Source organism: Xanthomonas sp. A1809 (genome assembly GCF_017746015.1).
GTDB lineage: Bacteria > Pseudomonadota > Gammaproteobacteria > Xanthomonadales > Xanthomonadaceae > Xanthomonas > Xanthomonas euvesicatoria.
On record NZ_JAGHWZ010000004.1, the window covers coordinates 98,382 to 115,288 of the forward strand.

The window sequence follows — 16,907 nt, forward strand, 5'->3', positions numbered from 1 at the left end:
CGGGCAGCAGGTCTTCGCGCCTGGAGCATCTTGGCAGTGCTGGCCGCGCTGGCGGCCGCACTCGGCGCAGGCCTGCAATGGTCGTCGCTGCAAGGCCCCTGGCGCGCCGTCAGCGCGGTGTCGGCAGTACTGGCGGTGGTCTGCGGGCTGTGCGCCGCACTTGCGGCCCACCGGGCTGTCCAGGCGCAGCATGCGTTGGCACAGCGCCTGGAAGAGGCCGACCTGGCCCGCGAACGCTTGCAGCAGGAACTGCGGCGCCACGGCGAACTCGAACAGGAACTGTTGCGCGCCAAGCAGGCCGCCGAGGCCGCCACCCTGGCCAAGGGCGAATTCCTGGCCACCATGAGCCACGAGATCCGCACCCCGCTCAACGGCATCATTCCGATGCTGGAGCTGATCTCCAGCGGCCAGCTCAGCGTTGACCAGCGCGACATGCTGCAGACCGCCACCGGCAGCTCGCTGCAGCTGCTGCGCATCGTCGACGACATCCTCGATTACTCCAAGCTCGAAGCCAACAAGCTCGAACTGGAAATCACAACCTTCAACCTGCGCGAGCTGCTCGACGGCGTCATCCAGTTGCTGCAGCGCACCGCCGAAGGCCGCCAACTGCGCCTGAGCTTGGATATCGAACCGTCGGTACGGCTGCTGGTGCGCGGCGACCCGATCCGCCTGCGCCAGGTGCTGGGCAACCTGATCGGCAACGCCATCAAGTTCACCGAACGCGGCAGCGTCGACATCCAGCTGCGCCGCCTGGGCGAAACGCGCGCCCAGCATCTGCTGCGCTTCCAGGTGCGCGACACCGGCATCGGCATCGCCCCGGACCAGCAGGCACGCCTGTTCCGCTCCTTCGCACAAGCCGATGCCTCCACCACGCGGCTGTACGGCGGCACCGGCCTGGGGCTGGCGATCTGCAAACGCATCATCGACCTGATGGGCGGCCGCATCGGGGTGGAATCCGAACCCGGGCGCGGCTCCACCTTCTGGTTCGAAATCCCGCTGCTCAAGGTCATCGGCGACCTCCAGCAGGCCACCGGCGCCGATGCCGCACGGGTGATGGTGATCAGCTCCGATGCGCGCCTTTCGCAACGCCTCAAGCGCCTGCTCGACAGCTGGGGGGTGTCGCACGTGCTCATGGAAACCACCCAGGAAGCGCTCGAACGCGTGCGCCGGCACAACGACAGCGAGGGCTTCCGTTGCGTCATCGCCGACCACGACACGTTGCGCTACAGCGCGCGCGCGGTGCACCGCGCGCTCGCCCGCCCGGAAAACGCCAACAGCGCGCGGCTGATCTGGCTGTACGGCGAAGAACCGGTACCGGCCGAATTGCAGGATCACGCCACTCTGGTGCCGCGCCAGAGCCCGGACGAAACCCTGCGCGCCCTGGTGCTGCCGCTCGAACCCAAGCCCGCCCACGTCACCACGCTGGCCTCGGCGATGATCCCCGAGCCATTGCCGCCGCCGATGGCCAATGCGCGCGAGGTGCGCATCCTGCTGGTCGAAGACAACCCGGTGAACCTGCTGGTCGCGCAGAAGCTGCTGGCCGTGCTTGGCTTCGAGGCCGACACCGCCACCGACGGTGAAGCCGCACTGGCCAGCATGGAATCCACCCGCTACGACATGGTCTTCATGGATTGCCAGATGCCGGTGCTGGATGGCTATGCCGCCACCCGCCGCTGGCGCGCGATGGAAACCGAGAGCGGCGGCCGCCCGATTCCGATCGTGGCCATGACCGCCAACGCCATGGCCGGCGATCGCGAACGCTGCCTGGCCGCCGGCATGGACGACTATCTGTCCAAGCCGGTCGCACGCGAACAGCTCGACGCCTGTCTGCAGCGCTGGCTGCCGCGTCAGGCGCTGCTGCCCGGCCCAAGCAGCGCCGGCCAGGCGACCCACGACCCCGAAAGCGCCAGCGCCGCTGCCCAGGCACGCGCACTGCCGATCCTGGACAACAACGTCATCGACGAGCTGTACGAAGTGGCCGGCGCGGACACCATCACCATCCTGCAGCTGTTCCTGGAAGACGCACCGCTGATCATCGAGCAACTGGAAGCGGCCGCCGCCAACCGCGACAGCATGCAGCTGCGCGACCTCGCCCACACCCTCAAGTCCTCCAGCGCCAACGTCGGTGCGCAGGCGGTTTCCAACGCGGCCCGGCGCATCGAACTGGCCGCCCGCACCGGCACCATCGAACGCCCCTCGGTCATGGTCGCCCTGGTCATCGCCGAATACGCCCGCGCCCGCCTGGCGCTGCTAGGCCAGGTCGCCCGCCTGCAAGCCGCCGCCAGCACCACAAATCAGTAGTCGCATCAGCGCTGCCGAAGCAGCAGCAGACGCCTGGCGCCGCGACCTGCATCGAACTGCTGAGGGATGCCATCTCGGCCGCGAACACGCTCGGGCACAGCCGCCCTGACCACGAACGTTATTCGGCCATTGCCCTGACAGCGCGGTGAGCGGCCCAGGATCCTGGTGCCGGAAGGACACCAGAGCCCCTCTCCTGCGGGAGAGGGGTTGGGGCGAGGGGACGGGGGCGAAGCTACGCACGCTCATCCGGCAACCGATTTGTGAAGGAAAATCATCAGCGACCCATCGCTGAAACACCGACCGGCAGAACTACAGCGCACTCGTAAATTCAAGACCAAAACAAGACAACCTCGACCAAATGCGCGTTCAGTCGTCCAGCTTGGTCAACAGGTAATTCGGCTCGCCGATGCGCGCCACCAGGTCCAGCTGGGTTTCCAGCCAGTCGATGTGCTCTTCTTCGGACTCCAGGATGTCCACCAGCAACTGGCGGCTCACGTAGTCCTTGACGGTCTCCGCATACGCCACCGCCTCGCGCAGCACGACAACCGCCTCGCGCTCCAGGGTCAGATCGCAGCGGAACATCTCGGTCGGGTTCTCGCCGATGCGCAGCTTGCCCAAGGCCTGGAAATTGGGCAGTCCTTCGAGAAACAGAATGCGGTCGGACAGCTTGTCCGCATGCTTCATCTCGTCGATGGATTCCTTGTACTCATGCTCGGCCAGTTCTTTCAGGCCCCAGTTCTTCAGCATCTTGGCGTGCAGGAAGTACTGGTTGATCGCAGTGAGTTCGTTGTAGAGCACCTTGTTGAGGTACTCGATGACCTTGGTATCGCCCTTCATGCGATGTCTCCGAGACAGTGAGCCGGCCGCACTCTAGCGCGTTGGCGCGGCACATGAAGGAACGCGAATCGTGATCAGTTGCGGGACGCGTCGCGCGCCGCGGGCAGCTACCAGCTGCAATCGCGGATCAGGCGTGGAACCGGCCGCAGTCTTGTGCCGGCTATCAACGGGCGACCACTTCACCGCAGGTAGCGCCAGCGAGGCAGGAATGGAACTGGCATTCGCGGCGCGGGCCGGCAGATGCATCTGGCATCAGGTACCGCGTGGGAATCCCGGAACAGCCATCGTCGGGACTCGGCCCCGAGCGCCTGCCTCAGGCGGCGCTGGCCAGCCCCAGGAGCGGCAACGGCAATGCGCGGGTGGCATGTGCCTGGTTCAACAGATCACCCGCCATCTCCAGGCATGAGCCGCAATTGGAGCCACAGCCGGTACGCATGGTCAGTTCGGCAAGGCTGGCGCAGCCATTCTCGGCCGCTTCGCGGATCTGGTGGTCGGTGACCCCATTACAGATGCAGACGTACACAGTATCGGTCGGGTGTTGGCGATCCGGAAAGGACCGGCGCTGATTGCACCGCAAACGAGAATAGGTGTCAATTCCATCCGTTAATCATTATTAATCCGCATCGCGCGAGCCCCGCTGCGCTTGCGTGGCCGCTTGCGTGGGCTGTCGTGCCCCGCCGCGCTGCTGCCCGGCAGCCACGCCTCCAGCGCACGTTGGGGCATCGCACCGACTGCCGCCGGGCCGGCCAGGCTTTGCGCAAGCGGCGCCAGATGACGCAGCGCGCGCGCATAGACGCCGCGCTTGAACATCACCACGTGCTCGACCGGATACCAGAAATCCACCCAGCGCCAGTGGTCGAACTCCGGGGTGTCGGTATGGTCGAGCTTGAGATGGGATTCATCGCCGGTGAACTGCAGCAGGAACCAGACCTGCTTCTGCCCGATACACACCTGCCGCTCATTGCGGCGCACTGCCCTGCTGGGCAGCCGATAGCGTAGCCAGCCAGGCGTGGCGCCGAGCAATTCCACATGCTCGGGCAACAACCCGGTTTCTTCGCGCAACTCGCGGTACATGGCTTCAACGGGTGTCTCATCGGTGTTCATGCCACCCTGCGGGAACTGCCAGCCGTCCCTGCGCACGCGTCGTGCCCAGAACACCTGACCGTCCTGCCGCATCAGCACAATGCCGACGTTTGGCCGGAAACCGTCCGGATCGATCACGATGCGGACTCCTGAAAATCTACTGCCACCGACTCTGCCACGGCGACGCCCGGCTCACAAGCTGAAAACGAAATGCTTGACAACAGCACGACGCATCGTGAGAATTGCCGGCTCCCTAGGCTATGTAGCTCAGCCGGTTAGAGCACAGCACTCATAATGCTGGGGTCGGTGGTTCGAGTCCACCCATAGCCACCAAGGTGTTCACGCCGTCACCGGCATGCAATAATCTTGGGCCAACACGTTTTATTGCCCCGTCGCCAAGCGGTAAGGCACCTGACTCTGACTCAGGCATTCGGTGGTTCGAATCCATCCGGGGCAGCCAAACTCAAAAGGTCCGATCGAAAGATCGGGCCTTTTTTGTTGCCCGGCGTCCGGCGGCGACGCATGGCGCATCTGCGTTCATGCATATCGCGTTCGGCCTCCAGGGCGATCCTGGCCACGCGCTCGTACAGGGCACACACCAGGACCCAAAACGACAAAAGCCCGGCGTGGCCGGGCTCTTGAAGCAGGCATCCCGGCGAACCGGGATGCACCAAACGCAATGGATCAGCGCTTGGAGAACTGGGTGGCGCGACGGGCCTTATGCAGACCGACCTTCTTACGCTCGACTTCGCGAGCGTCGCGGGTCATGAAGCCAGCCTTGCGCAGTTCGGACTTCAGGGTTTCGTCGTACTCGACCAGCGCACGGGCGATGCCCAGACGGATCGCACCGGCCTGGCCGGTGGTGCCGCCGCCGGAGGCGGTGACCATGATGTCGAAGCTTTCGGTGTTCTTGGTCAGTTCCAGCGGCTGGCGCACGATCATGCGCGCAGTCTCACGACCAAAGAATTCGTCCAGCGGACGATCGTTGACGGTGATGTTGCCGGTGCCCTTGCGCAGGAACACGCGAGCGGTGGAGGACTTGCGGCGGCCAGTGCCGTAGTTTTGCGTGATAGCCATGATTAGATATCCAGAACTTGCGGCTGCTGGGCGGCGTGCGGATGCTCGGCACCCGAATAGACCTTGAGCTTGCGGTACATGGTGCGACCCAGTGGGCCCTTCGGCAGCATGCCCTTGACGGCGATTTCGATCACGCGCTCCGGGTGGCGCTGCAGCGCCTGCTCCAGGCTCTCGGTCTTCAAGTTACCGATGTAGCCGGTGAAGCGGTGATACTTCTTGTCTTTCAGCTTGTTGCCCGTGACGACGATCTTCTCGGCGTTGATCACCACCAGGTAATCGCCAGTATCGACGTGAGGGGTATAAACTGGCTTGTGCTTGCCGCGCAGGCGGCGGGCCAGTTCGGTGGACAGACGGCCGAGCGTCTTGCCGGCGGCGTCAACGAGATACCAGTCGCGCTGGACGGTCTCGGACTTGGCGGTGAACGTAGTCATGAGAAAACTCTTGAGTGGTCGGGCGGATTGCAGCGGCCGATGACCACTGGAACTTTGCCACGCGTTGTGAAGGCGAAACAGAAGATGCGGGATTGTACGGGACGTTCGGCGGCGGCGCAAGTTGCAGCAACAACCGCGCCATGGCGGTTGGCAGCACGGCGGAGCGGGGCCAGAATCGCCGTATGACCCAGATCTCCCCCACCCGCCTGCATAGCCCGCTCGACCGGCTGCTGGTCGAAGCCCAGCGCGCGCTGGACACCGTCTTCGGCAATCCGCCGGCCGAGCGTCCCAATCCCGCCGCCGACACGCCCGACGTCGTCCTGGACCCGGAGCAGCGTCGTCATGCGGCCGGCCTGATGCGCATCAACCATGTTGGCGAGGTGTGCGCGCAAGGCCTGTATTTCGGCCAGGCCGCCGTCGCCCGCGACGCACACACCCAGCACCACCTGCTGGAAGCTGCCCAGGAAGAAACGGATCACCTGGCCTGGTGCGCCGACCGCCTGCACGAGCTGGACAGCCGCCCCAGCCTGTTCAACCCCGTGTGGTACGCCGGCAGCTACGCGCTCGGCGCGCTGGCCGGGCTGCGCGGCGACGACTGGAGCCTGGGATTCGTGGTCGAGACCGAACGCCAGGTCGAAGCGCACCTGGACGAGCATCTGGAAACCCTGCCCCAGAACGACCAACGCAGCCGCGCCATCCTGCGCGTGATGAAGATCGACGAGGCCCGCCATGCCGACCAGGCCGAGCAGGCTGGCGCCCGCCCGCTCCCGGCTCCGATCCCAAGCGCGATGGCCCTGGCCTCCAAGCTGATGAAGACGGTTGCTTACCGCCTCTAGTTGGGAATTGGAAATTGGGAATCGGGGACTGGGGACTGACGACCAGAATCTAGCCCGTACCCGAGTACACCCGACACGGCGATCAACCGCTGGCCGGCACACCACTGAAGCACAGCCCCCCCCTTGTTGAGGGGGGGCGCGCCTAAGGCGTGGGGATAGGCAGCCTCTGAGTCGGGGTCCCAAGGTTTGCGCCGCAAACCTGGGGCTGTGCCCGCATTGCGCGTGCAGCTACGGCCGAATGCGCGGGGATAGGCAGCCTCCAGTCGGAGCCCAGCGTTTGCGCAGCAAACGCTGGAGGACTGACTACCCGACCAGCTTCAGCCCGATCACGCCGGCCACGATCAGACCGATGCATGCCAATCGCGACCACGAGGCGCTATCGCCAAATAGCGCGATACCGGCAATGGTCACGCCCAGGGCGCCGATGCCGGTCCAGATCGCATAGCCGGTGCCCACCGGAATGGTCTTCAGCGCCTGCGTCAGAAACCACAGGCTGATGCCTGCAAGGCCGATTGTCAGCACGGTCGGCCACAGGCGAGTGAACCCGTCGCTGTATTTCAGTCCCATGGCAAAGCCGATCTCGAACAGGCCGGCCAGCAACAGATAGATCCAGGGCATTGCAGTACTCCTCACAGAAAAAACGGACAAAAAAAAAGCGACCCAGTGTCTGTACACTGGGCCGCCGTCGGCTGTGGAACGCGAGGTCGTCGCGTGGCGGGCCGTCCCGCCTTAAGGCGTTTGCGCGCTTGCGAGCAAGCACGCGACAGGATGCGCCTGCGCTTATTCGCTCAGGTTGCGTCCGTGAAACAGTTCTTCGATTTCGCGCTTGAGCAGCGTTTCGATCTTCATGCGCTCCTTGAACGACAGGTTCTTGGCGCGCTCTTCGAACAGGTACTGATCCAGGTCGAAGTCCTTCAGGTGCATCTTCGTGTGGAAGATATTTTCCTGGTAGACGTTGACGTCGAACATCTCGTAGCGCGACTTCACGTTCTTGGCGAGAAATTGCTGGATCGAGTTGATCTTGTGATCGATGTAATGCTTCTTGCCCTTCACATCGCGCGTGAAGCCACGCACGCGGTAATCCATGATCACGATGTCCGATTCCAGACTCTCGATCAGGTAGTTGAGCGCCTTCAACGGCGAAATCACGCCGCAGGTCGCGACGTCGATGTCGGCGCGGAACGTGGCGATGCCTTCCTGCGGGTGCGTTTCCGGATATGTATGGACAGTGATATGACTCTTATCCATATGAGCAACCACGGCATCGGAGATCAACTCCTTGCCGGCCTGCTTCTTGTCGATCACCGGTTCTTCGGAGATCAGGATCGTCACCGATGCGCCCTGCGGATCGTAGTCCTGACGTGCGATATTGAGGATGTTGGCGCCAATGATCTCGGCCACATCGGTCAGGATCTGCGTCAGACGATCGGCGTCGTATTGCTCATCGATATACTCGATGTAGCGCTGACGCTCCTCTTCGGTACGCGCATAACAGACGTCGTAGATGTTGAAGCTCAACGCCTTGGTGAGGTTGTTGAACCCCTGTAGCCTCAGACGAGGCAACGGCTTGACCACGTCGGTCTGTCCTTATGGAAAGCGGGAAAGGAGTCAATTATGAGCCAAAGATCCCAGCAACGAAATGCCGATGTTAAGAGTGGTTTACCTTGCATGACTCATGCCGTTAAGCTTCAGGAATCACACGCGGAACTACCATGAGCCCAGGAAATACGACGGTTGTCACTACGACGGTACGTAACGCTACCCCTTCCCTGGCGCTGGACGCGGGCACCATCGAGCGTTTCCTGGCGCACAGCCATCGAAGGCGCTATCCGACCCGGACCGATGTGTTCCGGCCAGGAGACCCGGCCGGCACCCTCTACTACGTGATCAGCGGCTCGGTGAGCATCATCGCCGAGGAAGATGACGACCGTGAGTTGGTGCTGGGCTACTTCGGCAGCGGCGAATTCGTCGGCGAGATGGGGTTGTTCATCGAATCCGATACCCGTGAGGTGATCCTGCGCACCCGCACCCAGTGCGAGCTTGCCGAGATCAGCTACGAGCGGCTGCAGCAGCTGTTCCAGACCAGCCTGTCGCCGGATGCGCCGAAGATCCTGTATGCGATCGGTGTTCAGCTTTCAAAACGGCTGCTCGATACCACAAGGAAAGCCAGCCGCTTGGCCTTCCTCGACGTGACCGACCGCATCGTGCGCACGCTGCACGACCTGGCCAAGGAGCCGGAAGCGATGAGCCACCCGCAGGGCACCCAGCTGCGTGTCTCGCGCCAGGAGCTGGCACGCCTGGTCGGGTGCTCGCGCGAAATGGCCGGCCGCGTGCTCAAGAAGCTGCAGGCCGACGGCCTGCTGCATGCACGCGGCAAGACCGTCGTGCTGTACGGCACCCGCTGACGGCGCTGTGCAGCCAGTGCCTTGTGCACTGGCTGCATGCCGGTTTCAGCTCCGATGGATTGATTGCGACGGTGTCGACATCGGCATTGTCATGTCCCTGCAGCGGCACTTTTGCGCGATACCTCTTATAAGAGAGTCTTCGCGCCGTCGAACCGCACGCTCTGCATCGCGACTGCGTCACGATCCTGAAGATTCGTTGCGCTACAGGTCGTATCCGTTTGCCCGCGCGACCCGCCGTGCAAGTGCGCCATCGCAAGCTGGACTGCGCAATCGTTGCGCTCCGCGCGAAACGACCTAGCTGCCTGAATGTTGCGCTCGCCTACGGCGCCTTGCCGCCGCGGTCGCGGCAACCCCAGTTGAGGATGGGCGTGCCTGTCGGCAGTACCTGGCGGAACAGCGCTTCGCGGTTGGCCTTGGGATTGACCACCACCGGCGCGCGCGCGGCCTTCAAGAGCGGCAGATCTGCGGTGCTGTCCGAGTAGGCGATGGCGATATCGGCGTAGCCGCGCTCGCGCAGCATGCGCATCTTTTCTTCGTTATGGCAGTGACGTCGCGCAGTGACTGCGCCCAGGCGCGGGCCGACCAGGCTGCCGATGACCGGCACGTCCTGGTGGGCCACGAAACCGAGAATGGCGCGCGCCAACTCCGGCGGTGCGCCGGTGGCGACCACCACACGGTCGCCGGCGGCGCGGTGCTGGGTGAAGACCTTCAAGGCATGCGGGAGCAGGCGCTGGCGGATCTGCGCTTCATGCTTAAGCACGTATGCGTCGATGAAACGGTTGAACTCGCGCGCGCGGTGCAGGCCGAACGTGGCGATCCACACATAGCCGGACACGCCGCGCCGCCGGGTTGGCAGCATCGCCACCATCGGGCCGAGAATTGGCGAGGCCAACAGCGCAACCAGCAAGCGCAACGGGTTGCGCTTGATCAGCCAGGCAAACAGATGACTGCCGGAATCGCCGTCGTACAACGTGTGGTCGAAGTCGAAGACCACCAGCGGTGCGTCTTCGCGCGGAACGGGATACGACTCAGTCATGCGCGAAGAATAGCTGACGCAGCGACTCGCCGGGTTCGGCCGCGCGCATGAAGGTCTCGCCGACCAGAAACGCGTTCACATCGTGACTGCGCATCAGTTGCACATCGGCCTGGGTGACGATGCCGCTCTCGGTGACCAGCACGCGATCGCGCGGCACCGCCGCGCGCATGTCCAACGTGGTCTGCAGCGTCACTTCGAAGGTGCGCAGGTTGCGATTGTTGATGCCGATCAACGGCACCGGCACCTGCACCGCACGCTCGAGCTCGTCGATGTCGTGTACTTCCACCAGCACGTCCAGGCCCAGCTGCATGGCCAGGCCCGATAGATCGGCCAGTTGGGCGTCTTCCAGCGCGGACACGATCAGCAGGATGCAGTCGGCGCCGAGCACGCGGGCTTCGTAGACCTGATACGGGTCGACGGTGAAATCCTTGCGCAGCACCGGGAGCGTGCAGGCGTCGCGCGCCTGGCGTAGATAGGCATCCGATCCCTGGAAGAAATCCACATCGGTGAGCACCGACAGGCACGTCGCGCCACCGAATTCGTAGCTGACCGCGATATCGGCCGGCTGGAAGTCCGGCCGGATGACACCCTTGGACGGGCTGGCCTTCTTCACTTCGGCAATCACGGCCGGGTCGCCTGCGGCGATGCTGGCCTGCATGGCAGCTGCAAATCCGCGCGTGAGCGGCAGGTCGGCGCTGCGCGCGATCAACTCGGCCAGCGGCACGCGCGCACTGCGCTCGGCGACTTCGTCGGCCTTGCGGGCAAGAATGGTGTTGAGGATGTCGCTCATCGTATCGGGTCCTGGCGGGCGGGCATTATCGGTCAAGACGGGCGTACTGCAGCGCGGCTGGGCGCCATCACGCAGCTTGCCAGCGCGGCCGTGGGGACGCCGGCGGGTGATGGCCGCTGCGTGGCGGTTGCCGGCATGGCTCAGGCCTGCACGGCAAGCTGGCGGGTATAGGCGACATAGGCGTCCACCCGCGCGCGCGCCGAGCCGTCGGCGATGACCGCGCGTGCGCGCAGCACGCCATCGGCAATGCTGTGGGCCACGCCGGCCACGTACAACGCAGCACCGGCGTTGAGCGCCACGATATCCAGCGCGGGGCCGGGCACGTTGTCCAATACCTGCAGCAACATCGCGCGCGATTGCGCAGCATCGGCCACCTTGAGGTTACGGCTGGCCGACATGGCGATGCCGAAATCTTCCGGGTGCACTTCGTATTCGCGCACTTGGCCATCGCGCAATTCGCCAACCAGCGTGCCAGCGCCAAGCGAAAGTTCGTCCATGCCGTCGCGCCCCCACACCACCAACGCGCGTTCGGCGCCGAGTTCGTGCAAGACGCGCGCCTGGATACCGACAAGGTCGGGGTGGAACACGCCCATCAGGATGTTCGGCGAGCCGGCCGGATTGGTCAGCGGACCCAGGATATTGAAGATGGTGCGCACCCCCATTTCGCGCCGCACCGGTGCCACCACCTTCATGGCCGGGTGATGCACTGGTGCATACATGAAGCCGATGCCGGTGTGCGCCAACGCGCTGGCAACCTGTTCGGGCTGCAGCTCGATCACCGCGCCCAATGCTTCCAGTGCATCGGCACTGCCGGATTTGGACGAGACGCTGCGATTGCCGTGCTTGGCCACCTTGGCACCGCCGGCTGCGGCGACGAACATGGCGCAGGTGGAGATGTTGAAGGTATGCGAACCGTCCCCGCCGGTACCGACGATGTCCACCATGTGCTGGCGATCGGCCACGTCCACGCGGCGCGAGAACTCGCGCATCACCGTGGCCGCACCGGCGATTTCGCCGATGGTCTCTTTCTTGACCCGTAGCCCGGTGAGGATGGCCGCGACCATCATGTCGGAGACCTCGCCGCGCATGATCTGCCGCATCAACTCGACCATTTCGTCGTGGAAGATTTCGCGGTGTTCGATGGTGCGTTGCAGGGCTTCTTGCGGCGTGATGGGCATGGAAACAACCGTGGCAGAACGTGATGGATGGAGACGCAGGCGGCTTGCGACGCGCGCGATCAATGCAGGAAAGCGCAAGCGCCAGGCGACGCGACTGCCGTGGCAGCTGCGACGATCACTGGCCTGGACGCGTCATGCGAAAACGCGCCTGCGGCTGCACTTCGTAATAATCGGCCGGCCCGCCCGCGCGCAGAATCGTCTGCACTGCGCCCGGATCATAGATGCCCTCGTGCAGCGCCGACCTGGCCAGGTGCACGCCGACCACTTCGCCCAGCACCAACCAGGTCTGGATGGCGTGACCGGCAGCGGTTTGCAGCGGCAGCAGCTGGCTGAGCCGGCATTCGAAACTGACCGGACTGGCAGCGACCCGTGGCGCAGCGATCAGCCGCGATGGCGCCACCTGCAGGCCGGCCAGACCGAATTCATCGACCTCCGCAGGCACCATCGCCGCGCTGGCGTTCATTGCTTCTGCCAACGGCCGGGTGGCCAGATTCCAGGTGAATTCGCCGGTGGCTTCGATGTTGCGCAGGCTGTCCTTGCGACCGATGCTGGCAAAGCCGACGATCGGCGGGATGTAGTTGAATGCATTGAAAAAGCTGTACGGCGCCAGATTGGCGATGCCCTCGGCGCTGCGCGAGCCGATCCAACCGATGGGACGCGGGCCGACGATGGCGTTGAACGGATCGTGCGGCAGCCCGTGACCCTGCGTCGGCTCGTAGAAATGGATGCTGTCGTCGGGTGTGCTCATCGTGATCCGAATGCAGTGGAAGGCGGCGCGGTGTTTGAACACGTAGCACAGTACGGCGCGCGTCGGGCGATGTCGCGATTTCGCATCGTCGCTGCACCGATGCCGCAATGCGATACGTCACGATGACACAGGCACATCGCAATCAACGCTGCAGAAAGTTTTTCAGCAAGGCATGTCCGTGCTGGGTCAGGATCGATTCGGGATGGAACTGCACGCCTTCGACCGGAAACTGGCGATGGCGCAGGCCCATGATCTCTTCCATCGAGCCATCCGGATTTTCGGTCCAGGCGGTGACCTCCAGTGCGTCCGGCAAGGTGGTCTTGTCCACCACCAGCGAGTGATAGCGCGTGGCCTCGTAGCTGTCCGGCAGGCCGGCGAACACGCCCTTGCCCTGATGACGAATCGGCGAGGTCTTGCCGTGCATGATGTTGCCGGCGCGGATCACATCGCCACCGTAGACCTGGCCAATGCTTTGATGGCCCAGGCACACGCCCAGGATCGGCGTGGTCTGGCCCAGCTGCTCGATCAATTGCAGCGAGATTCCGGCTTCGTTGGGCGTGCACGGACCGGGCGAGATGACGATGCGCTCGGGCTTGAGCGCGGCGATCTGGTCGACGCTCATGGCGTCGTTGCGCACCACAATAACCTCGGCGCCCAGCGCCTGCAGGTACTGCACGAGGTTGTAGGTGAAGCTGTCGTAGTTGTCGAGCATCAGCAGCATGGCAAAGGACTCATTGCGCGATCAGGAAGACCGCATAGATGTTTTCGGTATAAGTGATAGTGCCGGTCATCAGGCTCTCGCCGACTCCCTGGCCCACTGCGCTTGGCGCAGGCGACGACGGTGGAGCCGCCGGCGAAGGCGGAGACACGATCGAGCCTGGCGTTGCCGCTGTGGCGGCCGACCAGGTGCCTGCTTCGACGCCATAGGCAAAATTGGGAGCGACATCCGAAATGCTGTAAATGCCGCCGAGCCGGACGCCGTACGCAGCGGCAAGCCCCTGAGCGGACTGGCGTGACTGCGTCGCGGCTTCACGCTTGAGTTCCGCACGTAACGCGGCAGCATCGGCGTAGGCCGTTTGCATCGATAACACCTGCACATTCTCGTTGGCGTCCAAGTCGCCGAGGAAGGCACGCACATCTTTCAATGAAGTAAAGGCGCCACGAATCCTGCGCTCCACCCGGGTCCCCTCGAAGACGGATTTGCCCGCCTCATAACGCGATTGCGGAGAAATCGAGAGTGCAGAGGCGTAAAGGGAGTCCTTGAGAACGTGATCGCGCTGTAATCCATCCAGAACCAACCTGGCACGGCCTTCGACAAACTTCCGCGCCAAGTCGGGCTGTAATTCCGTCTTGCTGATCTTGAGGTCAACGATAAAGCGGTCTGGATCGACCGTGCGAAACGCCTGGCCTTTGACCAACAAATGCGGCTGCGACGGCAGGGCATTGATCTGCGCCATTCCAACAGTGGGTAGCGTCAGCACAGCGGCGAGCATCCAACCAGCGATTGTGTTCATCGTTGTCGTCCTTGAGGTCTAGTCATGGCCCTGCACTGCGTGCTGCTGCAAAAGGGCCGCCACGTCCGCACACAGCCGATCGACCGCCGTGGCCGTGGTCGCCCACGAGGTCACGAAGCGGATCACCTGACTGCCATCGGTGCGCACTTCCCAGCGCTCGAAGTCGTAGCCTTGCGCCAGCTGCGCGGCCTGCTGCGCGCTGACGGCGATGAACTGCTGGTTGGTCGGCGAGTCGCTGGTGAAATGCGCGCCTGCCGCAAGCAGGCCGGCGCGCAGGCGTTGCGCCATGGCATTGGCATGCGCGGCCAGTTCGAAGAACAGACCATCTTCGAACAACGCCGCAAATTGCGCGCCAAGCACCATGCCCTTGGCCAGTAGCGCGCCGCGCTGCTTGATCAGGTAACGCAAATCGGGCTGCAGCGCCGGATTGACGATGACCAGCGCTTCGCCGAGCAGCGCACCATTCTTGGTGCCGCCGATATAGAACGCATCGGTCAGCGCGGCAATGGTGGGCAGATCCAGATCGTTGCCGTCGGCGGTCAGCGCCGCCCCCAGGCGCGCGCCATCCAGGTACAGCAGCAGATCGTTCGCGCGACAGAAGCCAGACAATTCTTCGAGTTCTGCACGTGTATAGAGGGTGCCGCTTTCGGTGCTGTTGGAAATGTAGACCAGGCGCGGCTGCACCATGTGTTCGTTGCCATGCACAGCCAGCACCGGCTGGATCAACGCAGGCGTCAGCTTGTCGTGCAGCGCCGGGACAGTGAGCACCTTGTGGCCGGTCGCTTCGATGGCGCCGGTCTCGTGCGTGGCGATATGCGCCGCGTCCACCGCGATGACGGCCTGATGCGGGCGCAAGAACGCGCTGATCGCAATCAGATTGGTCTGCGTGCCGCCGACCAGCAGATGCACGTCGGCCTGCGGCTGCGCGACGGCATGGCGGATCAACGCAACCGCACGCGCTGTGTGCCGATCGGTGCCGTAGCCGGGATGCTGATCGGCGCTGGCCTGCGCCAACGCCTGCAACAGCCGCGGATGCGCGCCTTCGCTGTAGTCGTTGCGAAAGCTGATGCGCGTCGTGCTGCCCTGCCCGTCCATCACAGGCCCTTGGCCGCCTGGGCAACTGCGCGAAACAGCGCGCGCCCCTTGTTCATGGTCTCCTGCCACTCCAGGTCGGGGTCGGAGTCGTAGACCACGCCGCCGCCGGCCTGCACATACAGGTAGCCGTCCTGGATGACGGCAGTGCGGATGGCGATGGCGGTGTCGGCATCGCCATGCCAGCCGATATAGCCCACCGCGCCGGAATAGACATTGCGTTTGACCGGCTCCAGCTCGCGAATGATTTCCAGCGCGCGGATCTTCGGCGCGCCGCTGACGGTGCCGGCCGGGAAGGTGGCGCGCAGCACATCGCTGTAATTCAGGCCGGCCTTCAGGGTGCCGGTCACTTCGCTGACGATATGCATGACATGGCTATAGCGTTCGATCACGAACTGCTCGCCGACCTTGACCGTGCCCGGTTCGGCCACGCGGCCGACATCGTTGCGCCCCAGATCGATCAGCATCACGTGCTCGGCGCGTTCCTTCGGGTCGGCCAGCAGTTCGGCTTCCAGTGCCTTGTCCAGTTCGGGCGTGGCGCCGCGTGGGCGGGTGCCGGCGATCGGGCGCACAGTGACCACGCCATCGCGCAGGCGCGCCAGAATTTCCGGCGACGAACCAACCACCTGGGTACCGCCGACATCGAGAAAATACATGTACGGCGACGGGTTCAACGCACGCAACGCGCGATACACGTCCACCGGGCGCGCGCGGAACGGCACGCGCAAGCGCTGCGATGGCACCACCTGAAAGATGTCGCCGGCGCGCACGTATTCCTGCGCCTTGCGCACCACGGCGTGGTACTCCTCGCGGGTGAACGAGGAATGGAAGTCCGCTTCGTCGATCGCGTCGGAAATCTGCGCCTGCGGATAACCGGCGCCGCCCTGACGCAGGCGATGCGCCAGCGCGTCCAGGCGCCGATTGGCGCGCACATAGGCCTGCGGCTGGCGCGGGTCGGCATGCACGATCAGGTACAGACGGCCCTTGAGGTTGTCGAACACCGCCAGCTCTTCGGAGAGCATCAGCAGGATGTCGGGCGTGCCGAGTTCGTCGGGTTTGTCGCCACTGCCCAGGCGCGGTTCGATGTATTGGATGCATTCGAAACCGAACCAGCCGACTAGCCCGCCGGTGAAGCCGGGCAGGCCATCGAGTTGCGGCACCGAATGTTCGGCGCGCAACGCATCGACTTCGGCCAACGGGTCGGCGACCTCACGGGTCTCGACGACTTCGCCGTGTTCGCTGACCTCCAGCGTGTGGCCCCGAAAGCTGTACACGCGCCGCGCCGGCAGGCCGATGATGGAGTAGCGCCCGAAGCGCTCCCCGCCTTCGACCGATTCGAACAGATAGGTATAGGCGCCGTCGGCGAGCTTCAGATAGACCGACAGCGGCGTGTCCAGGTCGGACAGCACTTCGCGGACAACGGGGATACGGGTGTGACCTTCAGCGGCCTGGCGCTGGAACTGCTCTGCAGTGATCAAGACGACTTTCCTTCCGGGACTCTGTGGCGGGGCGGACGACGGCAACGGGCCACCATCGCCACCAGCGGCGAGCGGAAGAGAAGGAGCGTGGAGTCGTCAGG

General features: G+C 64.2%; 18 protein-coding genes and 2 tRNA genes. 5 read left to right on the forward strand and 15 right to left on the reverse strand.

Annotation, left to right across the window (positions count from 1 at the left end):
- Window positions 1–30: 30 nt before the first annotated feature.
- Window positions 31–2,301 (forward strand): ATP-binding protein, encoded by a 2,271-nt coding sequence (locus tag J7396_RS04305; protein ID WP_209261050.1) that lies wholly within the window; start codon window positions 31–33, stop codon window positions 2,299–2,301.
- 366 nt (window positions 2,302–2,667) lie between these two features.
- Here the strand turns inward: J7396_RS04305 and bfr are convergent, their stop codons facing one another.
- The 3 genes from bfr to J7396_RS04320 all read right to left on the reverse strand — a co-directional run bounded on the left by bfr (window position 2,668) and on the right by J7396_RS04320 (window position 4,359).
- Window positions 2,668–3,138 carry a bacterioferritin gene (bfr, locus tag J7396_RS04310; RefSeq protein WP_003483093.1) on the reverse strand — a complete coding sequence of 157 codons (471 nt, stop codon included), beginning with the start codon at window positions 3,136–3,138 and terminating at the stop codon, window positions 2,668–2,670.
- Window positions 3,139–3,451: 313 nt separating this feature from the next.
- Window positions 3,452–3,661, reverse strand: coding sequence for a (2Fe-2S)-binding protein (locus J7396_RS04315; RefSeq protein ID WP_008575600.1), 210 nt, complete (start codon window positions 3,659–3,661; stop codon window positions 3,452–3,454).
- An 80-nt stretch (window positions 3,662–3,741) separates the two neighbouring features.
- Complete coding sequence (locus J7396_RS04320; RefSeq protein ID WP_011346181.1) at window positions 3,742–4,359, reverse strand: RNA pyrophosphohydrolase; 618 nt, start codon at window positions 4,357–4,359, stop codon at window positions 3,742–3,744.
- 118 nt (window positions 4,360–4,477) lie between these two features.
- Here J7396_RS04320 and J7396_RS04325 point away from each other — a divergent pair.
- Window positions 4,478–4,554: transfer RNA gene (locus tag J7396_RS04325), tRNA-Met, on the forward strand.
- Between the two features lie 52 nt (window positions 4,555–4,606).
- A tRNA-Gln gene (locus tag J7396_RS04330) sits at window positions 4,607–4,681 on the forward strand.
- Between the two features lie 224 nt (window positions 4,682–4,905).
- Here the strand turns inward: J7396_RS04330 and rpsI are convergent.
- A complete protein-coding gene (rpsI, locus tag J7396_RS04335) occupies window positions 4,906–5,298 on the reverse strand; it encodes a 30S ribosomal protein S9 (protein WP_003483085.1) in 393 nt (130 codons plus the stop codon).
- Window positions 5,299–5,300: 2 nt separating this feature from the next.
- Window positions 5,301–5,729 (reverse strand): 50S ribosomal protein L13, encoded by a 429-nt coding sequence (rplM, locus tag J7396_RS04340; protein ID WP_003483082.1) that lies wholly within the window; start codon window positions 5,727–5,729, stop codon window positions 5,301–5,303.
- Between the two features lie 182 nt (window positions 5,730–5,911).
- On the opposite strand from rplM, the gene coq7 reads away from it, so the two are divergent.
- Window positions 5,912–6,565 carry a 2-polyprenyl-3-methyl-6-methoxy-1,4-benzoquinone monooxygenase gene (gene coq7 / locus J7396_RS04345; protein WP_031420846.1) on the forward strand — a complete coding sequence of 218 codons (654 nt, stop codon included), beginning with the start codon at window positions 5,912–5,914 and terminating at the stop codon, window positions 6,563–6,565.
- A 303-nt stretch (window positions 6,566–6,868) separates the two neighbouring features.
- Here the strand turns inward: coq7 and J7396_RS04350 are convergent, their stop codons facing one another.
- Both J7396_RS04350 and speD read right to left on the reverse strand, forming a co-directional pair.
- Window positions 6,869–7,183 (reverse strand): multidrug efflux SMR transporter, encoded by a 315-nt coding sequence (locus J7396_RS04350; protein WP_003483069.1) that lies wholly within the window; start codon window positions 7,181–7,183, stop codon window positions 6,869–6,871.
- Window positions 7,184–7,345: 162 nt separating this feature from the next.
- Window positions 7,346–8,140, reverse strand: a complete 795-nt coding sequence (speD, locus tag J7396_RS04355) for an adenosylmethionine decarboxylase (RefSeq protein ID WP_007967854.1) — start codon at window positions 8,138–8,140, stop codon at window positions 7,346–7,348.
- 137 nt (window positions 8,141–8,277) lie between these two features.
- On the opposite strand from speD, the gene crp reads away from it, so the two are divergent.
- Complete coding sequence (gene crp, locus J7396_RS04360) at window positions 8,278–8,970, forward strand: cAMP-activated global transcriptional regulator CRP (protein WP_005914205.1); 693 nt, start codon at window positions 8,278–8,280, stop codon at window positions 8,968–8,970.
- A 319-nt stretch (window positions 8,971–9,289) separates the two neighbouring features.
- On the opposite strand, the gene J7396_RS04365 is transcribed toward crp, so the two are convergent.
- From J7396_RS04365 to trpE, 8 genes are all read right to left on the reverse strand, one after another.
- Window positions 9,290–10,006, reverse strand: coding sequence for a haloacid dehalogenase-like hydrolase (locus J7396_RS04365; protein ID WP_022558099.1), 717 nt, complete (start codon window positions 10,004–10,006; stop codon window positions 9,290–9,292).
- Entirely contained in the window at window positions 9,999–10,796 is a 798-nt protein-coding gene (gene trpC / locus J7396_RS04370; protein WP_011346178.1) for an indole-3-glycerol phosphate synthase TrpC, read from the reverse strand. Before trpC ends, J7396_RS04365 begins: the two co-directional genes overlap by 8 nt.
- 140 nt (window positions 10,797–10,936) lie before the next feature.
- Window positions 10,937–11,974, reverse strand: a complete 1,038-nt coding sequence (gene trpD / locus J7396_RS04375) for an anthranilate phosphoribosyltransferase (protein WP_014089193.1) — start codon at window positions 11,972–11,974, stop codon at window positions 10,937–10,939.
- Between the two features lie 115 nt (window positions 11,975–12,089).
- Complete coding sequence (locus J7396_RS04380) at window positions 12,090–12,722, reverse strand: flavin reductase family protein (RefSeq protein WP_008575588.1); 633 nt, start codon at window positions 12,720–12,722, stop codon at window positions 12,090–12,092.
- A 142-nt stretch (window positions 12,723–12,864) separates the two neighbouring features.
- Window positions 12,865–13,443 (reverse strand): aminodeoxychorismate/anthranilate synthase component II, encoded by a 579-nt coding sequence (locus J7396_RS04385; RefSeq protein ID WP_008575586.1) that lies wholly within the window; start codon window positions 13,441–13,443, stop codon window positions 12,865–12,867.
- 10 nt (window positions 13,444–13,453) lie between these two features.
- Window positions 13,454–14,236, reverse strand: coding sequence for an SIMPL domain-containing protein (locus J7396_RS04390; RefSeq protein ID WP_209261051.1), 783 nt, complete (start codon window positions 14,234–14,236; stop codon window positions 13,454–13,456).
- Between the two features lie 18 nt (window positions 14,237–14,254).
- Window positions 14,255–15,331 (reverse strand): beta-eliminating lyase-related protein, encoded by a 1,077-nt coding sequence (locus tag J7396_RS04395; protein ID WP_209261052.1) that lies wholly within the window; start codon window positions 15,329–15,331, stop codon window positions 14,255–14,257.
- Window positions 15,331–16,806 (reverse strand): anthranilate synthase component I, encoded by a 1,476-nt coding sequence (trpE, locus tag J7396_RS04400; protein WP_209261053.1) that lies wholly within the window; start codon window positions 16,804–16,806, stop codon window positions 15,331–15,333. Before trpE ends, J7396_RS04395 begins: the two co-directional genes overlap by 1 nt.
- Between the last annotated feature and the right edge of the window lie 101 nt (window positions 16,807–16,907).